Source organism: Streptomyces sp. NPDC043952, from assembly GCF_056435325.1.
This window is the reverse complement of record NZ_JBWKES010000017.1, coordinates 72,556-96,134: the sequence shown is the minus strand read 5'-3', so window position 1 is coordinate 96,134 and position 23,579 is coordinate 72,556. Positions and strand designations below refer to the sequence as shown.

Annotated in this window: 22 protein-coding genes and 2 pseudogenes; 12 read left to right on the top strand and 12 right to left on the bottom strand. The window is 73.5% G+C overall.

All coding sequences use genetic code 11. The features are described 5' to 3' along the window. Positions 1–110 precede the first annotated feature (110 nt). The 6 genes from AC069R_RS20695 to AC069R_RS20670 all read left to right on the top strand — a co-directional run bounded on the left by AC069R_RS20695 (position 111) and on the right by AC069R_RS20670 (position 7,249). A complete protein-coding gene (locus AC069R_RS20695; RefSeq protein WP_478768282.1) occupies positions 111–1,628 on the top strand; it encodes a CehA/McbA family metallohydrolase in 1,518 nt (505 codons plus the stop codon). A 93-nt stretch (positions 1,629–1,721) separates the two neighbouring features. Beyond that, entirely contained in the window at positions 1,722–2,123 is a 402-nt protein-coding gene (locus AC069R_RS20690; protein WP_478768281.1) for a nitroreductase/quinone reductase family protein, read from the top strand. Positions 2,124–2,272: 149 nt separating this feature from the next. Further along, the gene (locus AC069R_RS20685) at positions 2,273–3,163 is read left to right on the top strand and encodes a DUF1963 domain-containing protein (RefSeq protein ID WP_478768280.1); all 891 of its coding nucleotides are present in this window, start codon (positions 2,273–2,275) and stop codon (positions 3,161–3,163) included. A gap of 220 nt (positions 3,164–3,383) precedes the next feature. Continuing rightward, on the top strand, positions 3,384–6,344 hold the full coding sequence (gene afsR, locus AC069R_RS20680; RefSeq protein WP_478768279.1) for an SARP-family global regulator AfsR: 2,961 nt from the start codon (positions 3,384–3,386) through the stop codon (positions 6,342–6,344). 204 nt (positions 6,345–6,548) lie between these two features. After that, positions 6,549–6,755, top strand: coding sequence for a hypothetical protein (locus AC069R_RS20675; protein ID WP_478768278.1), 207 nt, complete (start codon positions 6,549–6,551; stop codon positions 6,753–6,755). A gap of 272 nt (positions 6,756–7,027) precedes the next feature. After that, positions 7,028–7,249: a hypothetical protein gene (locus AC069R_RS20670; RefSeq protein WP_478768277.1), complete on the top strand. Its 222-nt coding sequence runs from the start codon at positions 7,028–7,030 to the stop codon at positions 7,247–7,249. A 122-nt stretch (positions 7,250–7,371) separates the two neighbouring features. Here AC069R_RS20670 and afsK read toward each other — a convergent pair whose 3' ends face one another. Together afsK and kbpA are read right to left on the bottom strand one after the other, a co-directional pair. Then, positions 7,372–9,744, bottom strand: coding sequence for a protein serine/threonine kinase AfsK (gene afsK / locus AC069R_RS20665; protein ID WP_478768276.1), 2,373 nt, complete (start codon positions 9,742–9,744; stop codon positions 7,372–7,374). A 149-nt stretch (positions 9,745–9,893) separates the two neighbouring features. Continuing rightward, on the bottom strand, positions 9,894–10,568 hold the full coding sequence (gene kbpA, locus AC069R_RS20660) for an AfsK-binding protein KbpA (protein ID WP_478768330.1): 675 nt from the start codon (positions 10,566–10,568) through the stop codon (positions 9,894–9,896). Between the two features lie 419 nt (positions 10,569–10,987). On the opposite strand from kbpA, the gene AC069R_RS20655 reads away from it, so the two are divergent. Beyond that, the gene (locus AC069R_RS20655; RefSeq protein ID WP_478768329.1) at positions 10,988–11,623 is read left to right on the top strand and encodes a TetR family transcriptional regulator; all 636 of its coding nucleotides are present in this window, start codon (positions 10,988–10,990) and stop codon (positions 11,621–11,623) included. A 108-nt stretch (positions 11,624–11,731) separates the two neighbouring features. Here the strand turns inward: AC069R_RS20655 and AC069R_RS20650 are convergent, their stop codons facing one another. Then, positions 11,732–12,184 (bottom strand): Lrp/AsnC family transcriptional regulator, encoded by a 453-nt coding sequence (locus AC069R_RS20650; protein WP_037657809.1) that lies wholly within the window; start codon positions 12,182–12,184, stop codon positions 11,732–11,734. Between the two features lie 82 nt (positions 12,185–12,266). On the opposite strand from AC069R_RS20650, the gene AC069R_RS20645 reads away from it, so the two are divergent. Further along, positions 12,267–12,911, top strand: a complete 645-nt coding sequence (locus AC069R_RS20645; protein ID WP_478768275.1) for a LysE family translocator — start codon at positions 12,267–12,269, stop codon at positions 12,909–12,911. Between the two features lie 62 nt (positions 12,912–12,973). Here AC069R_RS20645 and AC069R_RS20640 read toward each other — a convergent pair whose 3' ends face one another. Next, positions 12,974–13,960 (bottom strand): CorA family divalent cation transporter, encoded by a 987-nt coding sequence (locus AC069R_RS20640; RefSeq protein ID WP_478768274.1) that lies wholly within the window; start codon positions 13,958–13,960, stop codon positions 12,974–12,976. A gap of 178 nt (positions 13,961–14,138) precedes the next feature. Between AC069R_RS20640 and AC069R_RS20635 the strand changes: the two genes are divergently transcribed. After that, the gene (locus AC069R_RS20635) at positions 14,139–14,807 is read left to right on the top strand and encodes a pyridoxine/pyridoxamine 5'-phosphate oxidase (RefSeq protein WP_478768273.1); all 669 of its coding nucleotides are present in this window, start codon (positions 14,139–14,141) and stop codon (positions 14,805–14,807) included. A 13-nt stretch (positions 14,808–14,820) separates the two neighbouring features. Here the strand turns inward: AC069R_RS20635 and AC069R_RS20630 are convergent, their stop codons facing one another. Next, positions 14,821–15,684 carry a GNAT family N-acetyltransferase gene (locus tag AC069R_RS20630; protein ID WP_478768272.1) on the bottom strand — a complete coding sequence of 288 codons (864 nt, stop codon included), beginning with the start codon at positions 15,682–15,684 and terminating at the stop codon, positions 14,821–14,823. 131 nt (positions 15,685–15,815) lie between these two features. Here AC069R_RS20630 and AC069R_RS20625 point away from each other — a divergent pair, with 131 nt between their 5' ends. Further along, positions 15,816–17,003: a flavin-containing monooxygenase gene (locus AC069R_RS20625; RefSeq protein ID WP_478768271.1), complete on the top strand. Its 1,188-nt coding sequence runs from the start codon at positions 15,816–15,818 to the stop codon at positions 17,001–17,003. A gap of 11 nt (positions 17,004–17,014) precedes the next feature. On the opposite strand, the pseudogene AC069R_RS20620 reads toward AC069R_RS20625, so the two are convergent. From AC069R_RS20620 to AC069R_RS20610, 3 genes and pseudogenes are all read right to left on the bottom strand, one after another. Then, positions 17,015–17,392: pseudogene (locus AC069R_RS20620) on the bottom strand (MFS transporter); the annotation flags it as partial. Between the two features lie 121 nt (positions 17,393–17,513). Continuing rightward, entirely contained in the window at positions 17,514–18,143 is a 630-nt protein-coding gene (locus AC069R_RS20615; RefSeq protein ID WP_478768270.1) for a class I SAM-dependent methyltransferase, read from the bottom strand. A gap of 76 nt (positions 18,144–18,219) precedes the next feature. Next, the gene (locus AC069R_RS20610) at positions 18,220–18,720 is read right to left on the bottom strand and encodes a glycine-rich domain-containing protein (RefSeq protein WP_478768269.1); all 501 of its coding nucleotides are present in this window, start codon (positions 18,718–18,720) and stop codon (positions 18,220–18,222) included. Positions 18,721–18,902: 182 nt separating this feature from the next. Here AC069R_RS20610 and AC069R_RS20605 point away from each other — a divergent pair, with 182 nt between their 5' ends. After that, the gene (locus AC069R_RS20605; protein WP_478768268.1) at positions 18,903–19,676 is read left to right on the top strand and encodes a helix-turn-helix domain-containing protein; all 774 of its coding nucleotides are present in this window, start codon (positions 18,903–18,905) and stop codon (positions 19,674–19,676) included. Positions 19,677–19,685: 9 nt separating this feature from the next. Further along, a pseudogene (locus tag AC069R_RS20600) lies at positions 19,686–19,991 on the top strand (helix-turn-helix domain-containing protein); the annotation flags it as partial. A 395-nt stretch (positions 19,992–20,386) separates the two neighbouring features. Here AC069R_RS20600 and AC069R_RS20595 read toward each other — a convergent pair. The 4 genes from AC069R_RS20595 to AC069R_RS20580 form a co-directional block, all read right to left on the bottom strand. Then, the gene (locus AC069R_RS20595) at positions 20,387–20,860 is read right to left on the bottom strand and encodes an ATP-binding protein (protein ID WP_478768328.1); all 474 of its coding nucleotides are present in this window, start codon (positions 20,858–20,860) and stop codon (positions 20,387–20,389) included. 18 nt (positions 20,861–20,878) lie between these two features. Next, positions 20,879–21,013, bottom strand: coding sequence for a hypothetical protein (locus AC069R_RS20590; RefSeq protein ID WP_478768267.1), 135 nt, complete (start codon positions 21,011–21,013; stop codon positions 20,879–20,881). Positions 21,014–21,440: 427 nt separating this feature from the next. Then, positions 21,441–22,691 (bottom strand): MDMPI N domain containing protein, encoded by a 1,251-nt coding sequence (locus tag AC069R_RS20585; protein ID WP_478768266.1) that lies wholly within the window; start codon positions 22,689–22,691, stop codon positions 21,441–21,443. Next, positions 22,688–23,299, bottom strand: coding sequence for a sigma-70 family RNA polymerase sigma factor (locus tag AC069R_RS20580; RefSeq protein WP_478768265.1), 612 nt, complete (start codon positions 23,297–23,299; stop codon positions 22,688–22,690). The genes AC069R_RS20585 and AC069R_RS20580 overlap by 4 nt, the downstream gene beginning before the upstream one ends. Positions 23,300–23,579: the final 280 nt, after the last annotated feature.

Genomic DNA, 23,579 nt, shown 5'->3' with positions numbered 1-23,579 from the left:
GGGACGAGGGGCGGCTGTGCTGTGCGGGGGCGGGGGCCTCCCCCGATTGCTCCGGGCCCGGTCTCCTTTTGGTCCGGGGGAGTTCACGTCCGGCCCGCACAATGAGGCCCATGTGTGACGACACGCACGATCACGCCTCGGGAATCGCCAGGCGCGCGCTGTTCGTGACCGGCGCCGCCGCCGCCCTTACCTTGGGAACCGTGAGCTTCGCGGCGGCGGACGGCCAGCGCCAGGAGACCCGGACGGTGCGCGGCACCCTGCCGCCCGGCGCCCCCGACTTCGTGTACGTCCCGGTCGAGGTACCGGCCGGGGTGCGGGAGTTGAGGGTCTCCTACACCTACGACAGGCCCCCGGTCCCGGCCGGCACCCAGGGCAACGCGCTCGACATCGGCCTCTTCGACCAGCGCGGCACCGAACTGGGCGGCGAGGGCTTCCGGGGCTGGTCGGGCGGCGCCCGCACGGAGTTCTTCGTACGGGCCGACGACGCGACACCGGGCTATGTGCCGGGACCGGTGCGCGCGGGCACCTGGCACATCGCGCTGGGCCCCTACACGGTGGCGCCACAAGGACTGTCGTACGAGCTGACGATCACCCTGACCTATGGCGAACCCGGTGAGACGCCCCGCCCGGTGTACCCGCCCTCCCGTGCCAAGGGGCGCGGGCGGGCCTGGTACCGGGGCGACTGCCATCTGCACTCCTGGTACTCCGACGGCCGCCGCACCCCCGCCGAGATCGCGGCCCTCGCGCGGGCGGCGGGCCTGGACTTCATCAACTCCTCGGACCACAACACCCATGCGTCCCACCCGCACTGGGCGGACGCGGCCGGCGACGATCTGCTGATCATGCTCGGCGAGGAGATCACCACCCGCAACGGCCATGTGGTGGCGCTCGGCACCGAGCCCGGCACCTTCGTGGACTGGCGCTACCGGGCCCGCGACAACCGCTGGGCCCGCTTCGCCCGCGACATCCGCCGCGCCGGGGGGCTGGTCGTCCCGGCCCATCCGCACGCCACCTGCGTCGGCTGCGGCTGGAAGTTCGGCTTCGCCGAGGCGGACGCCGTCGAGGTGTGGAACGGCCCCTACACGCCCGACGACGAGGCGACCCTGGCCGAGTGGGACAACCTCCTGGTCGCCTCGGTGCGCCAGGGCCGCCGCTGGCTCCCGGCGATGGGCAACAGCGACGCCCACCGGGACCCGGACGCGGTGGGCCTCCCGCAGACCGTCGTCCTCGCCGACGACCTGACCCGCGAGGCCGTCCAGGAGGGCATCCGGGCGGGCCGCTGCTACGTCGCCGAGTCCGGGAAGGTGACCGTCTCCCTCACGGCCACGGGCGGCCGGGGCCGGCAGGCGGGCATCGGCGAGCGGCTGGCCGTCGCCGCGGACACCCCGGTGACCGTCCGCCTCGACGTGTCCGGCGCCCCGCGCTGCACCCTCCGCCTCGTCACCGACGAGGGCACCCTGGTCACCGGCGATCCGCTGCCGGTGTCGGGCTCGGGCACGGTCGAATGGCGTACGACGCCCTCGTACGCGGCGTACGTCCGCGCCGAGGTGCGGCACGAGACGGCGGCGGGCCCGGTGCCGGGGGCGCTGGCGGCGTTCACCAACCCGGTCTTCCTCGGGGAGGTCTGACCCGGCGGTTCCGGTGCCGGCGGGGCGGGCGGTTGGGGCATCCTGGGCCGGGCAGCCGCCGCCCCGCAGGATTCCGCAGGAGGTTCAGGAGCCATGACCGGCCGAGCAGACCGCAAGCAGCGCAAGCACCGCATCGTGACCGGTTTCCAGCGCCGGCTCAATCCGCTGATCCGGCGGCTCCCGCTGCAGACCGTGCTGGAGACGACCGGGCGGGTGTCCGGGGTGCCGCGGCGGACGCCGGTGGGCGGGCGGCGGGTCGGCGGGGCGTTCTGGCTGGTGTCGGAGTTCGGGCACCGGTCGCAGTACGTGCGCAACATCGAGGCCGATCCGCGGGTCCGGGTGCGGATCGCGGGACGGTGGCACCACGGCACCGCCCATCTGCTGCCGGACGACGACCCACGGGCCCGGCTGCGGGGACTGCCCCGGCTCAACAGCACGGCGGTACGGGCCCTGGGGACGGACCTGCTGACCATCCGGGTGGACCTGACGGACTGAGGGCCGGCTTTCCGGGTGGCCCGACGGTCGGGCGGCCCCCTCCGAGCGGACCCGACAGACCGACGGCTGACCAGCCGGGCGAACCCGACGGCCCGGTGGCCGGCCCTCCGGGTGGACCCCACCGGCCCGCGGCCGGGAGACTGCCCGGCGTGAAGCTCACCACCGCGCCGTCCGCCGTCGAACCCGCACGGGACTTCCCGGAGTTGCTGCCGCACGGCCGCACCGCCGTCCGGCTGCACCCGCGCCGCGGCACCCCCGGACCGTACGACAGCCACATCGGCGGGCCGCTGCTCTGGCCGGCCGCCGAGGCGTGGCCCCGGTGCGCCGAGCACCGGGACGTCAACGGCCGCGCGTACACGCTGCCGCTGGTCGCGGTGGCCCAGTTGACGGCCGCGGACTTCCCCGGACTCCGCTTCCCCGAGGGCACGGACCTCGTCCAGCTCCTGTGGTGCCCGGAGTGGCACGACCAGCCGCACCCGGAAGGCTGGGGCCAGGCCTGCCGCCTGCACTGGCGCCGGGCCGCGGCGGTCACGGACCCGCTCACCGGGCAGCCGGACCCCGAGGAACACTGGGAGTACGGGCCGGACATGATCCCGCGCGCCTGCGCCCTGCACCCGGAGCGGATCACCGACTACCCAGGCGACGAGGAGCTGCCGCCCCCGCTCGCCGAGCGTTTCCGCGCCTGGCTGGCGGAGCGGGGCCTGCCCGACGACCTCACCACCGTCCCCGGCCACAAGCTCGGCGGCTTCCTGAACTGGTGCACGACGGACCGGCCGGACGCCCTGGAGTGCGGTGCGTGCGGCGCCCCGCTGGAGCTGTTCCTCCAGTTCGACACCGCCGAGTGGGAGCTCGGCGCGTGGGGGCCCGACGGCGCGCCGCACCGGTTTTGGCCCCTGGAGGAACGCGGACACGGACCGGCGGACGGGGCCAGGGACCCGGCCCGCGAGCCGGTCGGCATGACCGTCGGCCGGGGCGGCCACGGCGGCCTCTTCGTCTGCGCCGCGGACCCCCGGCACCCGGCGTCCTTCTTCACCCAGTGACCACGATCGCCCGCACCTCTCCCTACCTCCGCGCCGCCCGCGGCATCACTCACCCGACGAACAGTCAGCTGCCGGGAGCGCCCCGGTATGTGCGAAGAGGGTGTGAGGGCTTTGTGGACTGCCGAGCGGCGGTCTGTGATCGGTGTCTCGCACGGCTGACGCAACCAGCCTGAACAAGGCAAACTGACAGGGATGTCAGTGATGCCTAGGGGGCGAACGCATGGACGGTCGGCCGCGAGTGCCTGAGCAGCGGCGTCCGGGTTCCGCGAGCGCGGAGCCGGAGACGCTGCGGTTCGGCGTGCTCGGTCCGGTGCGGGCCTGGCGCGGCGAGGAGGTCCTGAACACGGGCTCCCCCCAGCAGCGGGCCCTGCTGGCCGCCCTGCTGCTGCGCGAGGGCCGTACGGCCACGGCGGCGGAGCTAATCGACGCGCTGTGGGGACCCGAGCCGCCGTCGCAGGCGCTGGCCGCGGTCCGCACGTACGCGTCCCGGCTGCGCAAGGTCCTGAACCCCGGTGTGCTGGTGAGCGAGTCCGGCGGGTACGCGGTGCGCGGGCTCGGCGAGGGCGCGCTGGACCTCGTACGGGCGCAGGACCTCGGCGCGGAGGCGGAGAAGGCGCGCGGCACCGGTGATCTGACCCGCGCCCGCGCGCTGCTGAACGAGGCGCTGGACCTGTGGGACGGCGAGCCCCTGGCCGGCGTGCCCGGACCCTACGCGGAGACGCAGCGGGTGCGCCTGGAGGAGTGGCGGCTCGGGCTGCTGGAGTCCCGCCTGGACATGGACCTGGAGCAGGGCTGCCACGCGGAGGCGGTCTCCGAGCTGACCGCGCTCACCGCCGCGCACCCCCTGCGAGAGCGGCTGCGCGAGCTGCTGATGCTGGCGCTGTACCGCAGCGGGCGGCAGGCCGAGGCGCTGGCCGTGTACGCCGACACCCGCCGCCTGCTCGCCGAGGAACTGGGCGTCGACCCGCGCCCCGGACTGCGCGAGCTCCAGCAGCGCATCCTCCAGGCCGACCCGGCCCTCGCGGCGCCCTCGGCACCGGTCGCGGAACCACCCGCCGCACCGGTGCGTCCGGCCCAACTACCCGCTTCCGTACCGGACTTCACGGGCCGCGCCGCCTTCGTGGACGAGCTCAGCGCGGTGCTGGCCTCGGCCGGGGAGACGGAGGGCAGCGTGATGGCGGTCTCCGCGATGGCGGGAATCGGGGGCGTCGGCAAGACGACGCTCGCGGTGCATGTGGCGCACCGGGCGCGCGCCTCCTTCCCGGACGGCCAGCTCTACGTCGACCTCCAGGGCGCGGGCCCCCGCCCCGCCGAACCGGAGACGGTCCTCGGCTCCTTCCTGCGCGCCCTCGGCACGGCCGACTCGGCGATCCCGGACTCCCTGGAGGAGCGGGCGGCGCTGTACCGCTCCGTCCTCGACGGCCGCCGGGTCCTCGTCCTGCTGGACAACGCGAAGGACGCGGCGCAGGTACGGCCGCTGCTGCCGGGCACCGAGGGGTGCGCGGCGCTGGTGACGTCCCGCGTGCGGATGGTGGGGCTGGCCGGGGCGCACCTGGTGGACCTGGACGTGATGTCCCCGGACGAGGCGCTGGCGCTGTTCACCCGGATCGTCGGCGCGGAGCGGGTGACCCCCGAGCGGGACGCCGCGCTCGACGTCGTCGCCGCGTGCGGTTTCCTGCCGCTGGCCATCCGCATCGCCGCGTCCCGCCTCGCGGCGCGGCGCACCTGGACGGTCTCGGTGCTCGCCGCGAAGCTCGCGGACGAGCGCCGCCGCCTGGACGAACTCCAGGCGGGCGATCTCGCGGTCAAGGCCACCTTCGAACTCGGCTACGGCCAGCTCGACCGCGCCCAGGCCCGCGCGTTCCGCCTCCTCGGCCTCGCCGACGGCCCGGACATCTCCCTGGCCGCGGCCGCCGCGGTCCTGGACCTGCCGCCGGAGTCGACGGAAGACCTCCTGGAGTCCCTGGTCGACACCTCCCTCCTGGAATCCGCCGCCCCCGGCCGCTACCGCTTCCACGACCTGGTCCGCCTCTACGCCCGCGCCTGCGCCGAACGCGACGAACAGCCGCCGAGCGAGCGGGGGGCGGCGATGTCGCGGCTGCTGGACTTCTACCTGGCCACGGCGGCGGGCGTGTACGCGATCGAGCGGCCGGGAGACCGGCTGGTGGACCACCTGGAGCCGACGCGGCACCCCGGTCTGTCCTTCACCGATTCCAAGGCCGCCATCGACTGGCTGCACGCCGAGGGGGACTGCCTGCTGGCCTGTGTCCGGCAGAGCGCCGTCCAGGGCAGGCTCAGACGGGCCGTCGACCTGCTGTGGGTGGCCAAGGACCTGGCCGAGTCCGGCGCCAACGCCTACCAGTACGAGACGACCGCCGTCGCCGTACGGGACATGGCGCGCGACGCGGGCGACCAGCGGGCCGAGGGCCGGGCGCGGACCGCGCTGACCAACGCGCTGCTGGTGTCCGACCGGTTCCGCCAGGCCGACGAGGAGGCCCGGCTGGCCATCCAGCTGGCCCAGGCGGCGAACGACCTCGCGCCGTGCTGCTGGGTTCCCAACGACCGCGGGATCATCGCCCTCTACCAGGGCCGCAACGACGACGGCGAGCGCCATCTGCGGGAGGCGATCGCCAACTACCGCGCCGACGGCAACCTGCCGGGCGAGGCCAGCGCCCTGTGCAACCTCTCCCGGATCCACGTCAAGCTCGGGCGGCTGGACAGCGCGGTCGAGCTGGCACGGCAGGGCCTGGCCGTCTACGACCAGCTCGGGCTGACGCTGCGGGTGGCCAACGCACGGCTCGCCCTGGGCATCGCGCTGAACGCCGCGAACCGGGCCGACGAGGCGCTGGACCAACTGCGCGAGGCCCTGCGGCTGTTCCAGGAGAACCGGCAGCGCCTGTGGGAGGGCACGGCCAACTTCCGTATCGCGGAGGCGCACTTCGCCCGCGGTCAGTACGCCCTCGCGGCGCGCCATGCGGAGCAAGCTCTTGCGCTGCGCGTCATCGGAGGTGATTGGATGCGGGCCAATGTGCTGACGGTGCTGGGGCAGACGCTCGACCACCTCGGTCAGCGGGACCGGGCGCGCGCGTGCTGGCAGGAGGCGCTCGCCGAGCACGAGCGGACGGGCGCGGCCGAGGCCGAGCAGGTGCGGGCCTTCCTGCGGCCCACCGCGGCGGCCTGACGAGCCGGCGGATCGGGCGTTCATTGTTTGTTTATCGCCGGGCGCCATTCTCATGAGTGCCGGTTCGTCGCGGCGGGGGGCCAGACGAACCGGCGCCTGGTCTCACCGTTAGGGTGACGGCCTCCATATCCGTCCGGCGGCCCCCGGGGGAGTCGCCGGACGGTTCCAACGCCCTTTCAGGACGCCGACAGGAAGTTGCCGACGATGAGCGAGACCGCGAAGAAGAAGATCAGCACCATGGAGAACCACGCCGGCAGCCCGGACTCCGGGGCCATCGTCAAGCCGCTGGAGAACCACGCCGGCGCCGTGACGGGCACCGAGACGATCAAGCCGCTGGAGAACCACGCGGGCCTCGTGGCCGAGGACATCGTGCAGCCGCTGGAGAACCACGCCGGTTCCGAGAAGGCGTAAGGACTTCCGTACGACGGGGGAGGCGGTCCGGGGGGACCGCGAACGGGGGGCGGTCCGGGGGGACCGCGAGGGGGAATGGTCCGCAGGACCGCGACGGGGGTACGGCCCGACGGGGGCCGTGACGGGGGAGCGGGTCCGCAGGACCACATCGGGGGATCGGCCGCGGCGGCGCGGAGGGGGAGCCGCCGCGGCCGCGGTGTGTCCGGGGCGGCGGCGCGGTGGGCGACCGCGTGACGCCGCCGCTGCCCACGAAGGTCGCACACACCGTGAACATGCCTGCCGAGTCGGCCGAGTTGGGGACTCCGGCCGTCGCGCAGAGCTTCATCGCGGTGGCGCGGCCGACCGGTCTCACCGTGGCGTACCGCGGCGGACCGGCGCTCGTCATCGCCGTCGTGGCCGGGATGGTAACCGCTCTGAGTCCACCGGGAGTTGACGCCCTCGCCGGAGTACCGGCCGTGGTCCGCGCGTGCGGGTCCGGGGAGGCATGGGCATGACCAGCAGGCGCGGGCCGCACCGCGTGGCGGGATACCGGTGCTGCGGGTAGCGTCGGGCCTGGGACGGCCGCCGTCCGGAGCCCTTTCCGTGAACCGGTACGACGGCCGTCACACCCCGCGCGTCAGGCCGTACGAGCCGTACCCGTGCCCTTCTCCGCGTCCAGCGCGTACACACAGCGGTCCTTGCTGCACGCGTACACCACCCCGTCCCTGACCACCGGGGAACCGGTGATCTCGCCGCCGGTGGCCAGCTTCCAGCGCAGCCGGCCGTCGTCGGCCTTGAGGGTGTAGAGCAGGTGGTCGGTGGAGCCGAAGTGGATCCGGCCCTCCGCGACCGCCGGGGCGCCCACCACGTCACCGCCGGCCTGGAAGCGCCACTTCGGGGTGCCGGTGACCGCGTCCAGGGTGTACAGGCCCTTGCCGCTGCCGACGTGGACGTGCCCGGCGGCCACCAGGACCGGCTCGGTGGAGGACCGGGCCTCGGTCGCGATGCGCCAGCGGTCGCGGCCGTCGGTGGCGTCGAGGGCGTAGACCGTGCCGAGGTAGTCGGCGAGGTAGACACCGCCGCCGGTGACGGCCGGGCCCGGCGCGAAGGCGGGCGGGCTCAGGAAGACCGCCGGGGCCTCGAAGTGCCAGCGCACCATGCCGCTGGCCGCGTCGACGGCGAGCACGCGGCTGCCGGCGCAGAGGTAGACGTAGCCGTCCGGGGCCGGGGTGATCCGGACCGGGACGCCGCCGCAGGAGGCCGCGTCGCCGATGGGGTACGCCCAGCGCTCCTCGCCGGTGCGGGCGTCCAGCGCGCGCAGCCGGGCGTCCTGCCAGACGTAGACCGTGCCCTCGTGGACGAGCGGGCCCGCCTCGGGGGTCTCGAAGTCGGTCTGGCAGCCGCTGATCTCCCACAGCCGCTGCCCGTTCGACGCCTCCCACGCCTGGACGCCGCCGCCGCGGGTGCCGGTGACGACGGTGCCGTGGTCGGCCTGGAGGGAGTACACCCAGGCGTCCGTGGACAGCCGCCACAGATCGGTGCCCTCGCGGGCGTCCAGCGCGAACAGGGTGGGGCCGTCGGAGGCGTGCACCCGCCCGTCCGCGACGGCCATGGACCAGGCCACGTCCCGCGTCTTGAAGCGGCGCCGGCCGGTGCCCACGTCCAGGGCGTGCACCTCGAAGGAGGTGACGTAGACCAGGTCGCCGTCGACGGCAGGGGTGCCCCAGACGTCGTTCGACATGCGGAAACGCCAGGGGCGCCAGCCGCTCGCCGGCTCCGGGGGGCCGGGCGGGGCGGCGGGTACGGCGGGGTCGGGGCCGGCCACTCCGGGGCGCGGGCGGGACCAGTTGGCGACCAGTCCGGCCTCCGGCGGGGGCGCCTTGACGGCGGCGGCGCGGGCGTCGGCGACGCGGGGTCCGGGGCCGATCGGGACGGGGGCGCCGGCGAGGCGGACGGGGCCGGTGTCGGGGGCGGCGGGGGCCGCGAAGGAGGCCGAGGGGACCGGGGGGTCGTAGGCCGGGGGCGGCGGGATGGCCGGACCGGCGGTGGGGCGGGGCCCCGGTCCGGTGGGGCGCGGGCCCGGACCGGTCGTCGCCGGGGCGGGCTTGGGAGCGGGCCGGCCGCCGCGGCGGGCCTCGATCAGGGCGACGGCCTTCTCGGGCAGCCAGGCGGAGGCGGTGCCGCTGTCGTCGGAGCCGGAGCCGAACAGATGCGGCGCGAGCTGGGCCTGGAGGTCGGCCGGGGACGGGCGGGCGGCGGCCTCCATCTGCATGCACAGCTCGATGAGCGGGCGCAGTTCGTCCGGCAGTCCGGAGAGGTCGGGGCCCTCGCGCAGCAGCATGAAGACGGTCTCGACGGGGTTGGCGCCGTGGAAGGGCGGGTGTCCGGTGGCCGCGAAGACCAGCATGGAGCCGAGCGAGAAGACATCGCTGGCGCCGGTGACGCTGCGGGAGTCCTTGGCCTGCTCGGGGGACATGTAGGCGGGGGTGCCGACCGCGACGTTCGTCATCGTCAGACGGGTGTTCGAGACACCGGAGGCGATGCCGAAGTCGATCACCCGCGGGCCGTCCTCGACCACCAGCACATTGGACGGCTTGAGGTCGCGGTGGACCAGGCCGGCGCCGTGGATGGACTGGAGGGCCTCGGCGACGCCCGCGGCGAGCCAGCGCACGGCCTGCGCGGGCAGCGGCCCGCACTCGTTCACTATCTCCTCAAGGGAGGGCGCGGGCACATAGGCGGTGGCCAGCCACGGCACGGCGGCCCGCGGGTCGGCGTCGACCACGGCGGCCGTGTAGAAACCGGAGACCGCGCGGGCCGCCTCCACCTCGCGGGTGAAGCGGACGCGGAAGAGCTGGTCCTCGGCCAGTTCCGTGCGCACCGTCTTGATCGCCACGCGCCGGCCGGACGCCGAGCGCGCGAGATAGACCAGCCCCATGCCGCCGGCGCCCAGCCGGCCCAGCACCTCGAACGGCCCGATCCGCCGCGGATCGTGCTGCGTCAGCTGATCCACTTGCCTGCCACCTCCCCGTGCTGGCCGCGCCAGCCCTGTTGTACGCGACCAAAGTGCAGCGTCTCACCACCGCACCGCCATGGCGGCACGCACCCCGATTCTTCCTGGCCGGGCGGCCGGTTGCGAACCAGGGGACAAATCGGGATGTCCTACCGCTCCAGCAGTGCGAACGACGCCCCTTGATTGTCGGTGACGACGGCCACCCGTCCGTACGACGCCTCGAACGGGGGCGCCTGCACCCGGCCCCCGAGCCGCTGTACGGTGCCGAGCGCCTCGTCGAGGGCGGTGACGCGGAAGTGGGCGAGGATGTGCGGGGGCATCTCGGCGGGGAAGACGTCGGTGACGTCGGCGCGGCCGAAGTCGGGGTCGGCGCCGGGGGCGAACAGGGCGTGGTGGAACAGGGCGCCGTAGAAGGTGTTCGCGCCGGTGGTGTCGCGGGTGTACAGCTCGGCCCAGACGAAGGTGCCGGGTTCGTGCCGCCGCCCGAATCCGGGGTGCCGGCGCGCCTGCCAGAGCCCGAACACCGCACCCTCGGGGTCGGCGGCGAGGGCGGCCCGGCCGAGTTCCGCGACCGGGTACGGCGGCAGGATCAGCTGTCCGCCGGCCGCGGTGATCCTCCGGCCGAGCGTCTGGATGTCCGGCGTCGCGAAGTACACGGTCCAGACGGTGGGCATCCGTCCGTCCGCCTTCCGCCCGAGCTGCGCCACCGGCCGCCCGCCCAGCCGGGCCCACACGGACCCCGCCTCCCCCTCCTGGAAGCTCCACCCGAAAAGCTCCCCGTAGAACCGCTTGCCCCCTTCGAGATCGGGCAACTGCGCGTCCAGCCAGCAAGGGGTGCCTTCGGGGTAGGGGGGTGGAGTGGGGGCGGAGGTTTCGGGGGTGGTGGGGGTGCCAGCCGGGGTGGGGGGTTCGGCGGTGGCAGGGGGTTCGGTCGGGTCTGCCGGCCCCTCTCCCCCTGGTCCTTCTTCCCCCGGCCCCGCGCTCGCCGCCGCGCGCGCCGCGTCCCGCGGTCCTCCCGGCCCCCGGGAGACATCCCCTCCGCCCGTCGCCGGGACGCCGCTGCGACCCCCGTGCGGGTCTTCGTTCGTGGATGCCCTGTTTTCGGCCATGTCGTCAAAGTAACCGCGCGGCGCGCAGCCCGCAGACCAGGCACACCAGGCTCGACGGGCCCGCGCACCCCATTTGCAGTCGGCCGAATCGCGCTCCCATCACCCCTCGGTAAGCTGACGGCATGACAGGACAAGTGCGTACCGTCGACGGCCGCGTGGCCGGTCGGCGTGGGCAGGCGACCCGGCAGAAGCTGCTCGACTGCCTCAGCGAGATGCTCAGCTCCTCCCCGTACCGGGACGTCAAGGTCATCGATGTCGCCCGGAAGGCGGGCACTTCGCCCGCGACCTTCTACCAGTACTTCCCGGACGTCGAGGGCGCCGTCCTGGAGATCGCCGAGCAAATGGCGGCCGAGGGCGCCGGATTGACCGAGCTGCTCGAAGGACGCTCCTGGGCCGGCAAGTCCGGCTGGCAGACCGCGCAGGAACTCGTCGACGGCTTCCTGGACTTCTGGAAGAAGCACGACGCGATCCTGCGCGTGGTCGATCTCGGTGCCGCCGAAGGGGACAAACGGTTCTACAAGATCCGCATGAAGATCCTGAACTCGGTGAACAGCTCCCTCGCCGGCTCGATCGCGGAACTCCAGTCCAAGGGCCGGGTGGACAAGGACGTGAATCCCGCCGCGGTGGCCGGCTCCCTCGTCGCCATGCTCGCCGCGGTCGCCGCCCACCAGAAGGGCTTCTCCTCCTGGGGCGTCAAGCAGGCCGAGATCAAGCCCAACCTGGCCCTGTTGATCCACCTGGGCGTCACGGGGCGCAAGCCGTCGAAATAGCACCCACAGGGATCACCGAGTCCCCCGAAGCAGCCAAGTCCTGTCTGGCAGGCGGTGGTTCACCGAGGTGAGCCACCGCCTGCCGTGCTGTCGGGGGCACCAGGACGCTCACGCCGGAAGCGGCCGGTCCCGTACGACGTGCTTCATCACCAGCGTCGACGTCAGCCGCTGCACCCCCGGCAGCGTCGCGAGCCGCTCGTCGTAGAGCCGCTGGAACGCCGCGAGGTCGGCCGTGGCCACCCGCAGGAGGTAGTCCGGCTCCCCGAACAGCCGCTGCGCGTCCAGCACGTGGTCCAGCTCGCCGACCGCCCGCTCGAACTCGGCCACCGTGTCCCGGTCCTCCTGCCGCATGGACACGAAGACCAGCGCCTCGAAGTTCAGCCCGAGCGCCGTCGCGTCCACCACCGCCCGGTAGCCCTGGATGGCCCCGGAGCGCTCCAGCTCGCGCAGCCGCCGGTGACACGGCGAGACGCTGAGCCGCACCCGCGCGGCCAGCTCGGTCACGGTCAGCCGCCCGTCCTGCTGGAGCTCGGCAAGGATTTTCCGGTCCACGTCGTCCATGGAGTAGATATTTGCGCAGAAACGCGGATCATGCGCAAAATCCGGGAACACTTTCGGGCCGATCGCGCCTAATGTCCCCTTCATGGACTCGGGACTGCTCTTCTCCTTCCTCGTCGTGGACCTGCTGCTGGTGTGTGTGCCGGGCGCCGACTGGGCGTACGTCATCGCGACGGCCCTGCGCGGCGACCGGGTCCCGCGCGCGGTGGCGGGCCTGGTCTGCGGATACGCCCTGCACACGGCCCTGGCGACGGCCGGCCTCGCGGTGCTGGTCGCGGGCTCGCCCCGGCTGCTGACGGCGCTGACCGTGATGGGCGCCGGCTATCTGCTCTGGCTGGGCTGGGGCGTCCTGCGCCGCCCGGCCGTCCCGGAGGCCGGCGAGTCCCCCGGTGGCACGGCCGGGGCCACCACGGGGGCGGCCGGGGAGCGCCCCTTCCTGCGCGGGGCCACGATCAGCGGCCTGAACCCCAAGGGCCTGCTGCTCTACCTCTCCGTCCTCCCCCAGTTCCTCACCCTGCGCGGCGCCCATCTGCCCGTGCCCGCGCAGACCGCGGCCCTCGGCCTGCTCCACATGGCATGCTGCGCGGCCGTCTACCTCACCGTGGGCGTCCTCGCCCGCGCCCTGCTCGCCGCCCGCCCGGCCGCGGCCCGCGCGGTGACCCGCACCTCGGGCGCGGCCATGCTCGGCATCGGCGCGTTCCTGCTGGTGGAGCGGCTGGCGACCCTGTAGCCACGGGGGCGCGCTCCGGCCGGAGGACCACTCGGCCGACCGGAAGACTCCGGTCCCCCGCCTCAGTCCTCGTCCCGCAGCCGCCGCCAGATCCGGGTGCGGTGCAGGACGTAGAAGGCGGCGGCGAGCACGCACACCTGGAGGCCGATGGCGAGCAGCCAGAAGACCGCGCGGCTCTCCAGCTCGTCCGTCAGGAAGGCGAAGTTCATGCCGAAGAAGCCGGTCAGGAAGGACAGCGGCAGAAAGATCACGGACACGATGGCCAGCCGGTTGATCACATTGTTCTGCTCGCCGGCGACGAGGGAGGAGTAGCTGCCGAAGGCCCGGCGCGCGGCCTCCTGAAGGGTCTCGATGTCGGTGAGGACGGTGCGGGCCACATGCTGGAACTCGCGGGCGAGCCGCTGCCGCTCCGCCGGGAAGTCGGGGCTCAGCATCCGGCGGGTGATCACCTCGTCCACCACCTGGAGGTAGGGCAGCAGCGTGTGGTGCAGCAGCGCGGAGCGGCGGCGCAGCCGGGACAGCCGGTAGACCTGCTCGGGGCGCCGCTGCTGGAACATGTCGTCCTCCAGCTCCTCCACCTCCAGCAGCGCGGCCACCGCGGCCCGGCGGAAGGTGGCCAGGGCGGAGTGGAGCACCAGGAAGAGGAGGGCCACGGCGTCGGGGGGCCGTTCCCGCCGTACGTGCGCGGTGATCTCGGGCGCGAGGAACGCGGCGCCCCGGTGCGCGGTGACCAGGTAGCGGTCGCCGGCCACGGCGTGGGCGTGGACGATGCGCTCGCCCTGGACGACGGGGACGACCAGGCCGACCATGTCGCCGAGGAAGTCGGCGCGGGCGGGCTCGCCGGGGCGCCCGAACCAGTCCAGGTCCGCGTCGCCCAGCCCGAGCCGCCGGGCCAGCGGCTCGCCCTCCTCCCCCGCGCCCCCTTCCCCCGCCTCGGGCAGTTCCACGTCCACCAGGAGACAGCGGGTGGCGGCGAGCCTGCGGCGGGCCTCCGCCAGGTCGGTGCGCACGATGGTGCCCTGCGGCATGGCCACCACCGTGACGATCATCGCCCTCGCCCTCGCTCCCGTCAGCCCCGCTCCCGCCGGCCCCCGCTCCCAGCCTGGGCGGAACCGGGCACCCGCGCACCCGGATGCCCTCCCGTGCGCCGGCGGGCGGCCCGAACGGGTGAGAGGGGGTGGCGGGGCGGGGGCGGGCGGGCCGGTGCGGGCCTGGATACTCGGCCCCATGGCACAGAACGATCTCCACGCCCTGCTCCGGACCCAGCGCGTCTGGTCGCCCGAGGTGACCCGGTTGCCGCCGTTCGACCCGGAGACGGCCCCGCCGACCCCGTTGCCGCTGTTCACGAGCTGGTTCGGGGAGGCGGTGGACGCCGGGCAGCCGGAGCCGCACACGATGACGCTGGCCACGGTGGACGAGGAGGGGCGGCCGGACGCCCGGATCGTGATGCTGCACGGCGCCGACCCCGGCGGCTGGTCCTTCGCCACCCACGCCACGAGCCGCAAGGGCCGGGCGCTCGACGCCCACCCGTACGCCGCCCTGACCTTCTACTGGCCGGTACTGGGCCGCCAGGTGCGGGTGCGCGGGCCGGTCGCGGCGGCGGCGCCCGAGGAGAGCCAGGCGGATCTGCGCGCCCGCTCCACGGGTGCCCTCGCGGCGGCGCTGACCGGGCACCAGAGCGAGGAGCTGGCCGCGCTGGACGAGCTGCGCCAAGCCTCGGCGGCCGCCTGGGCCGAGGCCCGCGAGAACCCCTCCCTGCCCGCCCCCACCTGGACCCTCTACCGGCTGCGCCCCGACACGGTCGAGTTCTTCCAGGGCGCTCCCGACCGCGCCCATGTCCGGCTGGAGTACCGCAGCACGGGGTTCGGGTGGAGCAGGGGGCTGCTGTGGCCGTGAGGCGTGAGGGGGGTCAGTCCCCGAAGGCCCACACCGCGAAGTCCGCGACCTCCCGGTAACCGAGCCGCTGGTAAAGGGCGTTGCTCGTGGGGTTCGCCAGGTCCGCGAAGAGGAGTACCTCCTGCGCCCCGGCGGCCCGCGCGGCCCGGCTCACCTCGGCGGTGACCGCTCCGGCGTATCCGCGTCCGCGCAGTTCCGCCGGGGTGTACACGGGGGCGAGCCGCACCTGCCCCGCGATCTCCTTGGTCGCCCCCGCCATGGCGAGGGGCGTGCCGTCGGCGGCCTCCCACAGGGTGACGCCACCGTAGGAGATACGGGCGTCCGCCCACGCCCCCGCGTCCCGCACCGCGCTCTCGCCCACGGCCTTGCCGAACTCCCCGAACCAGCGGGCCAGCAGCGCCCGGTCGGCCGGTCCTGCGACCCTCGGGCGGCCGTCGGGTGCGGGCCGGGGCGGGGTCAACTCGCCGAGCCGGTAGAGGCGTTGACGGCGGTGCACGGTCGCCTCCCGGCCGGTCCGCCGCTGCCAGGCCGCCGCGAACAGCTCCGCCGCCTCCCGCTCGGCGGCCACCTCCGTGAACGCGCGCCCCGACTCGGCCAGTTGGCCGACGAGCGCGTCGGCCTCCGGTGCCGTGACGGCGGTGAGGAAGAGGGCGAACGGCGGCGTGTGGAGCACGGTCGCGGTCACCGTGCCGTCGGCCGCCGCGAGGGTGCCCAACAGGGGCGCGTCGGGGCCGTAGTAGTGCGGTCCATGCCGGCGGAGGGTGTCGGTCACCGTCAGCGGCACGGTGTGCGCCGCCGGGCGGGACCGCAGGAAGCCGCCCGCGCGGGCGAGGAAGTCGTCGAGGTCGTCGGTCAGTTGCCAGGACTCGGGGCTCATGGACTCATGATCGGGATCGACTCCCCACCGGGGCCATCCGCGTACACACCCGGCACATCCGTGATCAATCCGGAACCAATTCCGGTCTTGACCGAGACCCATCAAGCGGGTGGATGATTACGCTCCCGCTCATGGCCGTCTCCCGTCCCACCCCCACGCACCCCTCGCCGACCCCCGCCGGGCACCCGGTGTACATCATCGGCGCGGGTCCGGGCGGCCTCGCCGCCGCGTACGCGCTGCGGGCGCGCGGCATACGCGCGGTGGTGCTGGAGAAGTCCGACGCGGTCGGCGCGTCCTGGCGGCGCCACTACGACCGGCTCCGCCTGCACACCACCCGCCGGCTGTCCGCCCTGCCCGGCCTGAAGATCCCGCGCCGGTTCGGCCGCTGGGTCGCGCGCGACGACATGGTGCGCTACCTGGAGAAGTACGCCGAACACCATGAGCTGGAGATCGTCACCGGCGTCGAGGTGCACCGCGTCGAGCCCGCCCCGGACGGCACCGGCTGGCTGCTGCGCGCGTCCGGCGGCCGCGAGCTGACCGGCAGCGCCGTGGTCGTCGCCACCGGCTACAACCACACCCCGCGCATCCCCGACTGGCCGGGACGGGAGTCGTACGACGGCGAGTTGGTGCACGCCGGCGCCTATCGCAACGCGGGACCGTACGCCGGGCGGGACGTGCTGGTGGTGGGGGCAGGCAACACCGGTGCCGAGATAGCCGTGGACCTGGTGGAGGGCGGGGCGGCGCGGGTCCGCCTCGCGGTGCGCACCGTCCCGCACATCGTGCGCCGCTCCACCCTGGGCTGGCCCGCGCAGTACACGGGCGTGCTGGTACGGCGGCTGCCGGTGCGCCTCGTGGACCGGCTCTCCCGGCAGCAGGCCAGGCTGTTCCTGCCCGACCTGTCCGCGCAGGGGCTCCCCCGGCCCCGCACCGGCCTGTACAGCAGGGTGCAGCAGGGCGCGATCCCGGTGCAGGACGTGGGCCTGCTGGACGCGGTGCGGCGCGGGAAGGTGGAGGTCGTGGCGGCCGTGGAGTCCTTCGAGGCGGGCAAGGTGGTCCTGGCGGACGGCTCCCGGATCGAACCGGACGCGGTGATCGCGGCGACGGGGTACGCGCGCGGCCTCGACGGGCTGGTCGGGCACCTGGACGTCCTCGGCGCGGACGGGAAACCGGTCGTACGGGGCGGCCGGGCACCGGAGTCGGCCCCCGGCCTGTACTTCACCGGGTACACCAACCCGATCAGCGGGATGCTGCGCGAACTGGCGCGGGACGCGGGGCGGATCGCCAAGGCGGTGGCGGCCCGCGCGGGGCGCCGCCGGTAGCACCGCGCGGGTCAGCCGGTGCCGAGGACCGGCTCGGGCGCGCGCACCCTGCGGATCACCAGGGACATCAGCGCCGCCGCCGCGCACAGCGTGCCCGAGGCGTACCAGACGAGGTCGTACGAGCCGAAGACGTCGCGGGCGAGGCCGCCGAGGTAGGCGACGAGGGCGGCACCGATCTGGTGGGAGGCGAGCACCCAGCCGAAGACGATCGCGCTGTCCTCGCCGAACCGCTCACGGCACAGGGCGAGGGTGGGCGGGACGGTGGCCACCCAGTCGAGGCCGTAGAAGACGATGAAGAACAGCATCGGCGGGTGGACCGAGGGCGCCAGCAGCATCGGCAGAAAAACCAGGGACAGGCCGCGCAGGGCGTAGTAGAGCGCCAGCAGGCGGGGTTGCGCATACAACTTCTGGTCAGAACGGGCGCGACAGCGTCACGCTCTCGGCCCACGCCGCAAAGGTGATCGGGGCTCTCCGGAGAGAGCGCCTGAGGCAGGCGGCACAGCCACGCGGTCAGGGCGCCAGGGCACGGACAAGCATCGTGCCTACAGCCTTGCCCTCTGGTGGGTCGATCAGAGACACGCTCACGTCAGAGAAGCCGTGTCCCGTCAGGATGCGCCCCCACTCATCCGGGGTGCGGTCGTGCCGCAGTCCGGCTTTGGCGGGTTTGGGCCCCTGGCTGCCAGGGGGCAAGTGCGAGAAGGCCAGGAGGCCACCCGGCACCATGCGCGAGCGGATCAGTGGGAGCAGGGCGTCCGCATCGACGAACCACACGGCACCGAAGATCGAGAGGACGACATCGAATGTCTCGTCCGTCTCGTTCAAAAACGCCGTCGCCTCCGCCGTACGGAACTCAAGGCCCGGCAGATTGCCCCAGCGCTCCCGCGCGACCGTCTCGCGGGCGGGCGCTACGTCCACCCCCAGACCTGTCGCGCCAAGCGTCACGAGGTGCGCGAGGTTACTGCCGCTCCCCGAGCCGAGTTCCAGCACCCGGCGTCCGGCCACAGGACCGAGAACGCTCTCGTTCGGCCCGTGATCGGCGTACTGGGTCCAGTTCAGCCACGTCGTATCACCCTTGGCGTTCACGGTCCTGCGTGGCTTGCTCCCGACCGCGTATCTGTCCCAGGACTCAGCCAATGACATGCGGTGATCCTTTCCGGCAAGAGGGGCCCGTCCCCTAACGTACGAGGACAGGCCCCAACTCACGCGCTGCTCACGACTACTTGGGCGAGTCGTGGCAACCGGCGTGGCACTGGTTGCAGTCAGCCGCGTCCTCCATGCCCCACAGGTCGGGGTCGATCTCGAACCCGGCCGCCTTGATCGCCTTGATCGTCTGCTCCAGGACGAGCGGGCCGCCGGTCTTGAGGTCGTGGCCGTCCAGCGTCGCCTTGTCGTCGCTGACGCACTGGACACCGGCCGCCGCCCCCGGAAGCTCCGGTACGTGGTGGATGTACCGGCCGAAGTGCCGGCTGGTGAAGTGGTGGTACGGGATCGAGTCGAGCATGAACGAGTGCCATGCCTCGTCCACCTGCTTGGACGGGCCCATGAGAAGGTCCGGGTTCTCGCCGCACGTGACCAGGTAGGCGATGGCCTGTCCGAACTTGGCCGCTGCCAGTTCGCGCGTGTTCTCCGGGTTGCGGAGGAGGAGGGCTACCTCCCGCTCCCACACGTCCGGGGTGACGTACGCCTTCGGGTCGCGGATCACTACCGCCGTGCTCATGCTGGCTTGCCTCCACGTAACTGGGGGTCTGTGGTGCTCCGGTCATGTCGTCCACCCCTGCACCTGGGACACAGGCACGGCGGCATCAGGCCAGTGGCGAGGGGTTCCTCGCCCTCACCCTCGTAGAGGGTTCGTGGCTTGTTCCGAGTGCCGTCGGCCCTGACCGTGGCTACCCTCGGATCATGACGACTTCGGCCGAGCGTGAGCGAATCCCCAACGACGCGCTGACCTCCGTACGCAAGTCGATGAACCTCAGCCAAGACGAGTTCGCCCGGGGGTTACGTGACGCAGGCGCGGAGCTGGGGGAACCGAACGACGCCTCCAAGCGACTCGTGCAACGCTGGGAGTCCGGGGAGACCAGGACATGCCGCCCGCTGTATGCGCGGGCACTGAAGCGGTTCACCGGCCGTGCCCCCGAGTCGCTGGGGTTCGCGATCCCGATGGCACGCGTCCACTCGGACGGGGCAGGAGGCCACGACATGGAGGCTGGGGAAGTCGGCACGGCTGACGCTGCCACTAGCCCGGAGCCGGAGCCGCAGAGCGAGTACGCGGGCATCTGGCTGTCCCGGTACGCGTTCTACTCGTCCAGCCGTGACGAGACATTCGACTGCAAGCACCACGTCGTGATCGTCCAGCACGGCAACCGGCTGACAGCTCAGAGCCTGCCCGGAGCGTCGACCAATCCAGACAGCCCGTTGTCCCTGGATCTCACGGTCGACCGGAACGTCGTCACCGGTACGTGGACCGAGCAGACAGCGGCTGATGGGTACTACCAGGGCGCCCGGTACCACGGTGCCATTCAGCTGCTCGTCGAGCCGACAGGCCGACGCATGGCGGGCAAGTGGGTCGGGTTCGGCAAGGACTTCGACGTGAACACGGGCCCGTGGGAGCTGCGCCTACTCGACCGATCGACAGGCCGCGCGAGCATCGAGCGGTACTCGACCACACCGGAGTAAGGGATCGGGGCGCTGGAGCGGCTGCACGAGCCGATCCAGCTGCGCGATCTGGCCGAGCGGGAGGCCATGTCGGTACGCACCTTCACCCGCCGCTTCCGCGAGGAGGTCGGCGTCAGCCCCGGACAGTGGCTCACCCGCCAACGGATCGACCGCGCACGCCAGTTGCTGGAGACCACCGACCTCTCCATGGACCAGGTCGCCCGATCCTCCGGCTTCGGCACGGCCCAGTCGATGCGCCAGCACATGCAACAGTCCCTGGGCGTGACCCCGACGTCCTACCGCCGGACGTTCCGGTCACTCACGGGGCCCGCGTGAGCGCGCGTACCTCCGCAACGCACGGCGGCTCGTTGCTCACGGACGGGGACTGGAAACCCTGCTGTCCGGCAAGCAGAACCGGAATCCGGGAGAGTTTTCCACAGGCTGTGGAGAGAGTGGGGGTTCTCTGGGCAACGCGCCGTGAGAACAGTCCGGTTGGCGGCGCGGTCACCCCCTGCGCCGCATGCCCGCGCCGCCCTCCGGTGCGACCCGCTCCCGGTGAGGACCTATGGCCGCCGCCCGGCCCTCGCCGTCCCCTCGCGGCGGATCGACGCACACCAGCGTGTTCAGCCGGGCACGGATCGTCAATGCCGGGGCACTGGTTCAGGACACGCGGCCGATTCACGACGCCCGCGCACGGAGGCATCCCCCGGCGCACCGCGACACCCCTGGAGTCAGACCGCTTCGAAGGCGAAGTCCTCGTACGCGGACGGACCGCCGCCGTACGCCACCGCCGCGTCCCCCTCGCGACGCGCGCCGCCGTCCACCTCGCACCAGATGCTCTTGCCGGCGCCCTCGCGGCTCCAGCCCCAGCGGTCGGCGAGGCAGTCGACCAGGGCGAGGCCCCGGCCGCCGGTGGCGTCACTGCCGGCGCAGCGCGGCACGGGGGCGCGGGAGCAGGTGTCGGTCACCTCCACCCGCACCGTGGGCGAGGGGGCGGCCGCTGCCCGCGTGCCCGGCAGGGAGAGCCGCAGGACCGCCGGACGGCCGGTGTGCACCACGGCGTTGGTCACCAGTTCGGAGATGAGCAGGACCAGCGTCTCGGCCACCGGCTCGTCGGCCGCTATGCCCAGCCCGTCGAGCCGCGAGCGCGCCCACTTCCTCGCGCGCCCCACCTCCGCGGGGTCGGGCCGGATCTCCAGCTGCACTTGAAGCACCTGCACCGCTCACACCATCCGAACCGGCGAAACCGCGACCCCGCGCCACCGAACCGCCCCGGCGCGAGCCGTGACGACGATCACGAGGGCCACGATCGCAGCCATTTCCTGCATGGTCTGGACAACAGCCAGAGCAAGGGTCACGGAACGTGATCTCCTTGCCTCACAGCATGGTTGACGTACAGTCACCCCAACAAGCGCTTCGGGCATATTCCCTCGCGAAGGAGTACGCGTAGGGCATACTGTGCGACGCTTGCGCCGGGGAGTCGAACAGACGGGGGCGTCAGCCCGGTCCGCCCGGCGAGCAGCGGCGCGCACCGCATGTCCCGGCGCCGCCCCAGGGGCACCGCCGGCACCGCCCGCGCTCGCAGCCACTCGCATCCCACACAAGGTACCGGAGCACCCCCCGACTCCGAGCCGTGACGAGCCCCCGCGAAGGACACAACCCGGTATCGACGCTCTGTGATTCCGGGACGCCACGATCCGCGACATCTTGGGCCATGGCTTCCGCTCGGTCCGTACCCGCGCCCACTTCAGCCAGGGATGGTCCGGCGCCGGTGGCCGGTCCCGGTCACATCCGGCTCAGCGACGCCGTCGCGTACAGCACGTCCCTGATCGCCTCCCGGTCGCCGAGTTGGCCCGCCGCCGCTTCCTCCGGGAGGAGGTGGCCCGCGGCCAGATGGCAGAACTCGGTGGAGTCCAGGGCGACATGAGCGACCTCCAGGTCGGTGGAGGGCGTCGCGGACGGGGAGTCGAGGGGGATCAGCCAGTTGCCGCCGGAGGGGCCCTCGATCTCCAGGCGGAGGGTGCGGCCGGGAGAGCCGGCGGCGGTCAGGTGCCGGGTGGCGCGGGGCGGGGTGGACAGCCCGGAGCGGCGGCGGGCGGCCAGGGCGTCCGGCAGGAGGCGGACGGCCAGCTCGATCATCTTGTTCAGGTGGCGTGGGGCCGGCCGGCGGTAGGGGTAGTCGACGGCGACCGCGATGTCCTCCGCGTGCACCCAGCAGCCGAACGCGCGGTCCAGCATCGCGTCGTGCAGCGGGAGTTCGAAGCCGCCGTAGGGCACGGTGAACCCGCCCGCGCTGCCGCCGGTGAAGGACACCGTCTTCACCAGGGCGTGCGTCTGCTCACGCCAGGGCGCGTGGACCGCGCGGGTCGGCGGGAAGGGGGTGGACCGCCAGAGGGCTTCCGTGCGGGCCGCCGGGCCCGTCACCCCGGTCGCGTCCCCGAGCGGATCGTCCAGGCCGAGCGCCGCCGCAATCACGCCGTCCACGGCCAGCAGATGCGCGATCACCCCGGCGACGGTCGTACGGCGGCTCGTCTGGACGTCGTCCTCGAACCACCGCAGCCGCACCGGGGCATGCCACTCCGCATCCCCGAAGTCCTGGAGCAGCGCGTCCAGGCGGGCGGCCTCCGCGTCGTACGGCGCGGCCCAGTCCGGGATGGGGATGCGCGGCGGCCGGCGGTCGAGGCAGGCGTCGAGGACGCGGGTGCGCAGCGCCGGGTCCAGGTCGAGGGTCTCGGGCTGGTGCAGCAGGCCGACCGCCTCGCGCAGCCGACGGGCCTCGTCGGCGCAGCCGCCGCAGTCGCCCAGGTGGTGCTCCACCGCCTCCGTCTCCGCCGCCGAACACGCGGCCAGCGCCCACGCGCCGAGCAGTGACTTCAGCACGTCGTGCGGCAGGTCGAGCGGCACGGACACCTCCTCGCCCCGGCCGGCCGGCTCGGGCAGCGGGTCCCCGCCGCCCTCCACCGGGGCGCGGGGCGCCGGTATCCGCCGCTCACGGGGCTCGTCGTACTCCGCCCGGAACTCCTCCGCCCCGCTCATGCCGCGCCTCCGTAGCCCGGCGGGGCCCCGGCGTCGTGGGCGGTGGACAGCAGTTGCAGGCCGAGCCGGAGCCGGCGGCGGGCCTCGTCCTCGGTGACGCCCAGGTCGGCGGCCGTCTGGCGGTAGTCGCGGCGCTGGAAGTACGCCAGTTCGAGCGCGCGGCGCAGCGGCACCGGCATGGAGTGCACGATGTAGTCGGCGCGGGCGGCCACGGAGGCGCGGCGCACCTTGCTCTCCAGGGCCTCCTCCTCACCGCCCAGCGGATCCCCGAAGCCGCCCCGGTCCCGTCCCTCCCGGTCCCGTCCCTCCCACTCCCGCTCCTCCCGGTCCCGCAGGCGCTGGACGGCCACCCGGTGCGTCACCGCCGCGATCCAGGTGCGCAGCGGGCCCTGCTTCGGGTCGTACGTCTCGGGGTGCTCCCAGATGTGCGCGAAGACCTCGCGGGTGACGGCGTCGGCGGCCTTCTCCTCGCCGAGGACGCGGTGGGCCAGGCTGTGCACCAGGGAGGCGAACCGGTCGTACGCCTCGCCCAGGGCGGCCGCCTCACCGCGGGCGAGCCGCTGCTGCATCTTGCGGTCCCAGCGCGGTGGCGCGTCCTTCTTGGCCATGGGGTCCCCTCCCCTCGCCCGTCGTCCGGCCCGCCGGTGTCCGTGCGACCGTTGTCCCGAATGTAGTCGGCGCCACCGGCAGGGCACCTCTCTTTGTGTCAAAGCGCGCCGCGGCAGCGCCGCAGGTGATAGTGCCCTCTTCACACTTTCCCCACAGACACTACGTGTATATCTGATCGAACCGGATCGGTAGTGACTGAAACAAGCCCCTAAACGATCATGCGCGGTTTGCCGCATCGCGTTTCAGGGAAACGCGGCTGGGCAGCCGCGCGGAATGAAA

What these genes read in the sequence shown, in the direction of transcription:
- AC069R_RS20695 (WP_478768282.1), top strand. Translation starts at nt 111, where the DNA reads ATGTGTGACGACACGCACGATCACGCCTCGGGAATCGCCAGGCGCGCG.
- AC069R_RS20690 (WP_478768281.1), top strand. Translation starts at nt 1,722, where the DNA reads ATGACCGGCCGAGCAGACCGCAAGCAGCGCAAGCACCGCATCGTGACC.
- afsR (WP_478768279.1), top strand. Translation starts at nt 3,384, where the DNA reads ATGGACGGTCGGCCGCGAGTGCCTGAGCAGCGGCGTCCGGGTTCCGCG.
- AC069R_RS20675 (WP_478768278.1), top strand. Translation starts at nt 6,549, where the DNA reads ATGAGCGAGACCGCGAAGAAGAAGATCAGCACCATGGAGAACCACGCC.
- AC069R_RS20670 (WP_478768277.1), top strand. Translation starts at nt 7,028, where the DNA reads ATGCCTGCCGAGTCGGCCGAGTTGGGGACTCCGGCCGTCGCGCAGAGC.
- AC069R_RS20650 (WP_037657809.1), bottom strand. Translation starts at nt 12,184, where the DNA reads ATGGACGACGTGGACCGGAAAATCCTTGCCGAGCTCCAGCAGGACGGG.
- AC069R_RS20645 (WP_478768275.1), top strand. Translation starts at nt 12,267, where the DNA reads ATGGACTCGGGACTGCTCTTCTCCTTCCTCGTCGTGGACCTGCTGCTG.
- AC069R_RS20640 (WP_478768274.1), bottom strand. Translation starts at nt 13,960, where the DNA reads ATGATCGTCACGGTGGTGGCCATGCCGCAGGGCACCATCGTGCGCACC.
- AC069R_RS20635 (WP_478768273.1), top strand. Translation starts at nt 14,139, where the DNA reads ATGGCACAGAACGATCTCCACGCCCTGCTCCGGACCCAGCGCGTCTGG.
- AC069R_RS20630 (WP_478768272.1), bottom strand. Translation starts at nt 15,684, where the DNA reads ATGAGCCCCGAGTCCTGGCAACTGACCGACGACCTCGACGACTTCCTC.
- AC069R_RS20625 (WP_478768271.1), top strand. Translation starts at nt 15,816, where the DNA reads ATGGCCGTCTCCCGTCCCACCCCCACGCACCCCTCGCCGACCCCCGCC.
- AC069R_RS20615 (WP_478768270.1), bottom strand. Translation starts at nt 18,143, where the DNA reads ATGTCATTGGCTGAGTCCTGGGACAGATACGCGGTCGGGAGCAAGCCA.
- AC069R_RS20610 (WP_478768269.1), bottom strand. Translation starts at nt 18,720, where the DNA reads ATGAGCACGGCGGTAGTGATCCGCGACCCGAAGGCGTACGTCACCCCG.
- AC069R_RS20605 (WP_478768268.1), top strand. Translation starts at nt 18,903, where the DNA reads ATGACGACTTCGGCCGAGCGTGAGCGAATCCCCAACGACGCGCTGACC.
- AC069R_RS20585 (WP_478768266.1), bottom strand. Translation starts at nt 22,691, where the DNA reads ATGAGCGGGGCGGAGGAGTTCCGGGCGGAGTACGACGAGCCCCGTGAG.
- AC069R_RS20580 (WP_478768265.1), bottom strand. Translation starts at nt 23,299, where the DNA reads ATGGCCAAGAAGGACGCGCCACCGCGCTGGGACCGCAAGATGCAGCAG.